The 5,122-nt window shown below is 44.3% G+C and carries 6 protein-coding genes; all 6 read right to left on the reverse strand.

Translation table 11 applies throughout. From position 1 onward, the window contains the following. Positions 1–1,147: VENN motif pre-toxin domain-containing protein (locus B092_RS15925; protein WP_425311480.1), on the reverse strand; the 1,147-nt coding region annotated here is incomplete at its 3' end. A 346-nt stretch (positions 1,148–1,493) separates the two neighbouring features. Further along, the gene (locus B092_RS0111020; protein ID WP_332299382.1) at positions 1,494–2,309 is read right to left on the reverse strand and encodes a VENN motif pre-toxin domain-containing protein; all 816 of its coding nucleotides are present in this window, start codon (positions 2,307–2,309) and stop codon (positions 1,494–1,496) included. Positions 2,310–2,337: 28 nt separating this feature from the next. Next, entirely contained in the window at positions 2,338–2,712 is a 375-nt protein-coding gene (locus tag B092_RS0111025; protein WP_244870506.1) for a hypothetical protein, read from the reverse strand. After that, the gene (locus B092_RS15930; RefSeq protein ID WP_018575297.1) at positions 2,663–3,937 is read right to left on the reverse strand and encodes a VENN motif pre-toxin domain-containing protein; all 1,275 of its coding nucleotides are present in this window, start codon (positions 3,935–3,937) and stop codon (positions 2,663–2,665) included. The genes B092_RS0111025 and B092_RS15930 overlap by 50 nt, the downstream gene beginning before the upstream one ends. A gap of 164 nt (positions 3,938–4,101) precedes the next feature. Further along, entirely contained in the window at positions 4,102–4,392 is a 291-nt protein-coding gene (locus B092_RS0111035; RefSeq protein ID WP_018575298.1) for a hypothetical protein, read from the reverse strand. Position 4,393: 1 nt separating this feature from the next. Then, on the reverse strand, positions 4,394–5,122 hold a 729-nt coding region (locus tag B092_RS15770; protein WP_211208962.1), incomplete at its 5' end, for a hypothetical protein.

Raw genomic sequence — 5,122 nt, forward strand, 5'->3', positions numbered from 1 at the left:
GGTTTTCTTTTAACTTAGCATCTACTAAGGAAGCTGCGCCCGGTCCCCACTGATTAACACCAAATATACCTCGGTAATCCGACATCCAATTATTATCCACCGCCGTCCCCGCCGACTTTGCGCCTTGCGCAATACCCGAGTCCGTGCCAGTGATACCACCCACACCCGCACCCACTAGACTCGTGATGCTGGAGATGGTGGCTTTTTCATCGGCGTTAAGATCGGCTGCTTCTTTACCATACAGGTAATGGGCGAGCATAGGGGCGGCAGCTTCTGCACTCATCGCTGCACCTGCCGCGCTTAAGGCATTATTACCCCCCGTGGCCGCTACCGCTGCGGCTAAAAGTCCGTGCGCAATTAAATGCTCGGTGCTGCCTTCCCTATTGGTTGACTTAAAGTACTGCCCGATCTCTTTGGCAAAGCTTGGGCTGAGGGTCGCGGTCGCAATCCCTAACGCGCTGTCGGTCGGTGCACTTAAGCCCGCGGCAATGGTACTGAGCAGTAAGGCTCCGTTATCCAGTTGTTGGCGTTTAGCATCATACTCCGCTTGACTGATACGGCCGGCTTCGTAGTCGGCAGTGAGGCGATCGGCTGCTTGGTTTAATTCCGCCTTGGCGCTTTGCACGTTTTGGCTAAAAGCTTGTGATACCGCACGTTGGGTATCCAGTTCTTTTTGTAAAGCCGCCGCATCAAAGCGATTTTCTAAGGCACCACTTAAGGCCTCAGCATTCTCGGTGGTCGTCGCGGTAAAGACACGATCAGCCATCGCCTCGGCACTAAGTCCCGTGAGGAGAGTCTGCTTGGCAGCGTCCGTGATAAGGATATTCTTCGTGTTAATGCCACTGTAGGTCGTACTACCTTCGCTATCACTCACCTGCCCAAAGCCCACACTGCCACTGGCTTCCAGAGATGCAAGACCGCTTTTATCCGAGGTGCTCTGGCGTTGGTCAAAGACACCGTCACCCGATCCGCTGCTATTAACGCCACCACTCGCACCAAGACCAATGCTACTGCCTTTGACATCGGCATGGTTGGCAAGGTCACTTGCGCTTAAGGTACCCGTGCTAAAGCGGTTATGACCGGCGGCTTCTGCCAAAGTGGTCGAACCACCGGCGCTTAAGCTCGTGAGACTGCCAAGGCTACCCACATGACTATGACAACCGGAAGAATCTTTAAAAATATTATTGTTTTTTAGAAATACAATTAGTTAATTAATTCGCCTCATCCTTTTTAGAATTATCCCAATAAGGCAAAGCCTTTTTTCCAACATAAAAAAAAACTATTGTTACCAGAAATAGCACTAAAAATCTTTCAGACAAAAATCTAAAGGTTCCTAATGCCAATGAGTTGATTACATATATTTCAATAAGAATTAATAAAAAAGTCCCAATCCTAACAGCATGACAGAGAAAGCAACTTGGTTGAATTTTTAATTGTTTAAATAGGAAAGACCACTAATACCCATTGTCCAGCCACTTGGACGTTCTTTATATTTAATCATCCGAACCTTTTAATAAGTCATATAAATTCAATTTCTTTAAAATTACAGTATTCTGAATATTTGATGATTGCTGAAGAGCATTACTCACTCCTCCACCTAAAAAATAGTTAACTGCAAAACCTTTTGCCCCTAGATATTCTGACTCAATTTTACCTAGCTTAGATGCGTCAACCATTTTACGAACAATACTATCTACCACGACCCCTAGAGACAAATCATAAGTTAAATTAGATATCTTATAATCTTCATTTAACACAATAGACTCACTTACCCCTCCAGTAACCGATTTTAAGGCTGCTAAGCTATAAACTTTCAGCCCAGTACCCAATGAAGGAATCATCGTTATTACGCCAGGTGTAACAGCCGCCGTTATTGCTCCTGCTCCAAACCCTGCGGAAGGAGCAACCATCCAGACAACTATCCCATCAGATACACCACTTTCATAACCAGCACCTGTCATATAATCCTTTAATGCACTTTCTATTTCCTCTAGCGTAACATCATCTTCTTTTAATTTAGCATCTACTAAGGAAACTGCTCCAGGTCCCCACTGATTAACACAAAATATACCTCGGTAATCCGACATCCAATTATTATCCACCGCCGTCCCCGCTGACTGTGCACCCTGCGCAAGATTAGCATCTGCTCCGGTGGTAGCGCCCACACCCGCACCCACTAGACTCGTGATACTGGAGATGGTGGCTTTTTCATCGGCGTTTAAATCGGCTGCTTCTTTGCCGTAGAGGTAATGGGCAAGGACTGGGGCGGCTTTGACGGCGACGTACTTTCCTATTTCCTTTGTGATGATTAAAGCTTAAACTACCATCGTAAAAACTTTAATCTGCTTCCTCACCTTCTGTCTCACTCCAATAAGGAAGAGAGGCTCTGCCAAAATAAAAAGTCACTACAGTCAGGAGAAATAAAACAAAAACTCTCTTATAAAAGAAAACAAATGTGCCTGAAGCAATAGAATTAATTATGTATATCTCAATAAAAATTAATAAGAAAGTTAAAATATAACTACCGTAGGCCAATGATTCGGTTTGACGGATTTTTAGTAGCTTAACAATTCCTAATATTAAGAGACTATTAAAATAGACACAAAGATTACTAGTCCCCGAAATTCCAGCAGACGACCCCTTAGGCATTTTTTCGCGAAACTTAATCATCATTGCTCCAAAAAAGGCTTGGCCAATTTGTTTTTGGAACAAGAGTTGCATCTTTCGAACCTAACTTATTAGAAATTGCACTACTAACTCCATCGCCTAAAAAATGATTCGTAACTTTTCCTTTAAGGGTTAAATAGTTATATCCTAATTTTTTTACCTCAGTAGCATCTATGATTTTTATTACTGAGCCGTCTATTAAAACCCCAACAGATGAATCATAAGCAAGATTAGACAACTTGTAGTCCTGATTTAGCACTACAGAGTCTCTAACACCCCCTACTACCGATTTTGAGGCAATGACCCCATACACTTTCAGCCCAGTACCCAATGAAGGAATCATCGTTGTTGCTCCTGCTCCAAACGCTGCGGAAGGAGCAACCATCCAGACAACTATCCCATCGGATACACCGCTTTCATAACCAGCACCTGTCATATAATCCTTTAACTCACTTTGTAATTCCTCTGGCGTAATATCAGGGTTTTCTTTTAACTTAGCATCTACTAAGGAAGCTGCGCCCGGTCCCCACTGATTAACACCAAATATACCCCGGTAATCAGACATCCAATTATTATCCACCGCCGTCCCCGCCGACTGTGCGCCTTGCGCAATACTCGAGTCCGTACCTGAACTTGCACCCACACCGGCACCCACGAGACTCGTGATGCTGGAGAGGGTCGCTTTTTCATCGGCGTTAAGATCAGCTGCTTCTTTGCCGTAGAGGTAATGGGCGAGCACTGGGGCGGCTGCTTCGGCGCTGATGGCAGCCCCTGCGGCTGTGAGGGCATTGTTACCCCCCGTGGCCGCCACGGCGGCGGCAAGTAGTCCGTGCGCGATTAGATGCTCGGTACTGCCTTCCCTATCGCTTGATTTAAAGTACTGCCCAATCTCTTTGGCAAGGCTTGGACTAAGGGTCGCGGTCGCAATCCCTAGCGTGCTGTCGGTCGATGCGCTTAAGCCCGCAGCAATGGTGCTAAGCAGTAAGGCACCGTTATCCAGTTGTTGGCGTTTGGCGTCATACTCCGCTTGGCTGATACGGCCGGCCTCGTAGTCGGCAGTGAGACGATCAGCCGCTTGGTTTAACTCTGCTTTTGCGCTTTGCACATTTTGGCTAAAGGCTTGTGACACCTCACGTTGGGTATCCAGTTCTTTTTGTAGGGCCACCGCATCAAAGCGATTTTCTAAGGCACCACTTAAGGCCTCGGCATTCTCGGTGGTTGTCGCGGTAAAGACACGATCAGCCATCGCCTCGGCCACCGGCGCATCCATCAACTGCCCACACTGTCTTGACGATAACCCTCAGTAACGGTATCTAACTGCAAATCACCGCCGGCAAAAACAGATGCTAATATTGTTTTATTGAATGATCTTTGTGCGAAAAATGTTGTTTGTTTAATTTAAAAGCTTTATTTGATAAATCAAAATGCTTGTTACTAATCATAATAGTAATCAACCTGATATTCAGATCCTAATTCTGTTCGCAATTTTAATAATAATGATCTCCCCATAGAAATAAATTGCTCATAATCAAATTCCTCCCAATACGAATTACTTGGGTCATCCATATTAAGTCCTTTGTCAAATAAATCTGCCCACGATAACAACTCTTTTTTCAATTGATTAGATATAGGCAATTCATCCAAATCAATGTTCCCAACTTCTATTTCATCATTGTGCCATATAGGTGAGCAAAAATAATCAGGCATTAATCTAATTTTTTTCATACTATCTCCCAACACTAGTAGGATTAGCGCCAACAATATATCCATTGCTACCAACCGTAACAGCAATGTTTTGAGTTTTACCGTTTACAGTAACTTGATAAATAGCTCTACCTGTTCCTTTTCCTTGATAACCTAAAAATTTCCCATGATTTACTGCATCCATTACTGCCTTAGGTATATCTTTTTCCTTAATACCAACTTTGGCAAAATCACCTGCATGTTCTTTCACAATATGTGCCAATCCTGCATCTTTGATACCTGCTACTCCTACTTGCCCAGTTTCTAAAAACACAACCTTCCCATTTGGCAACTCTCGAATAGCCACTAATGCTTGTTTATTGAACTTCACACTCGATTGAGTTAATTTATTAACCAAAATAAGTTTTGCACCTTGACTAACCAAAGATGGTGCAGGAACAAAACTAAAATCTGCCAGAGCATCTAATGCCAACGTACCCCAGTTCCCCTGCTTAATGTCCAGTGTATGTTTCAGGTTAATGCCTAAGACACCTAATTCTTCGTGTAACCCTAAATGCGTAATGCTTGCAGACTCTTTTTGTAAATCTAGGTACGCCACGCACGACGTATCACCTTGACATTGAGCGTACAGATTTTTAAACGTCGCATCCAGTTTCTCATGCCACGCAACCACACCCTCTTCGGTCAACCCGCTTTGTTTAACGGAAAGGTCATACCATTTCTGACGTGTTTCTTGACACGCCTCAGCACT

Origin of the sequence: Oligella ureolytica DSM 18253 (genome assembly GCF_000373745.1) — a bacterium.
GTDB lineage: Bacteria > Pseudomonadota > Gammaproteobacteria > Burkholderiales > Burkholderiaceae_B > Oligella > Oligella ureolytica.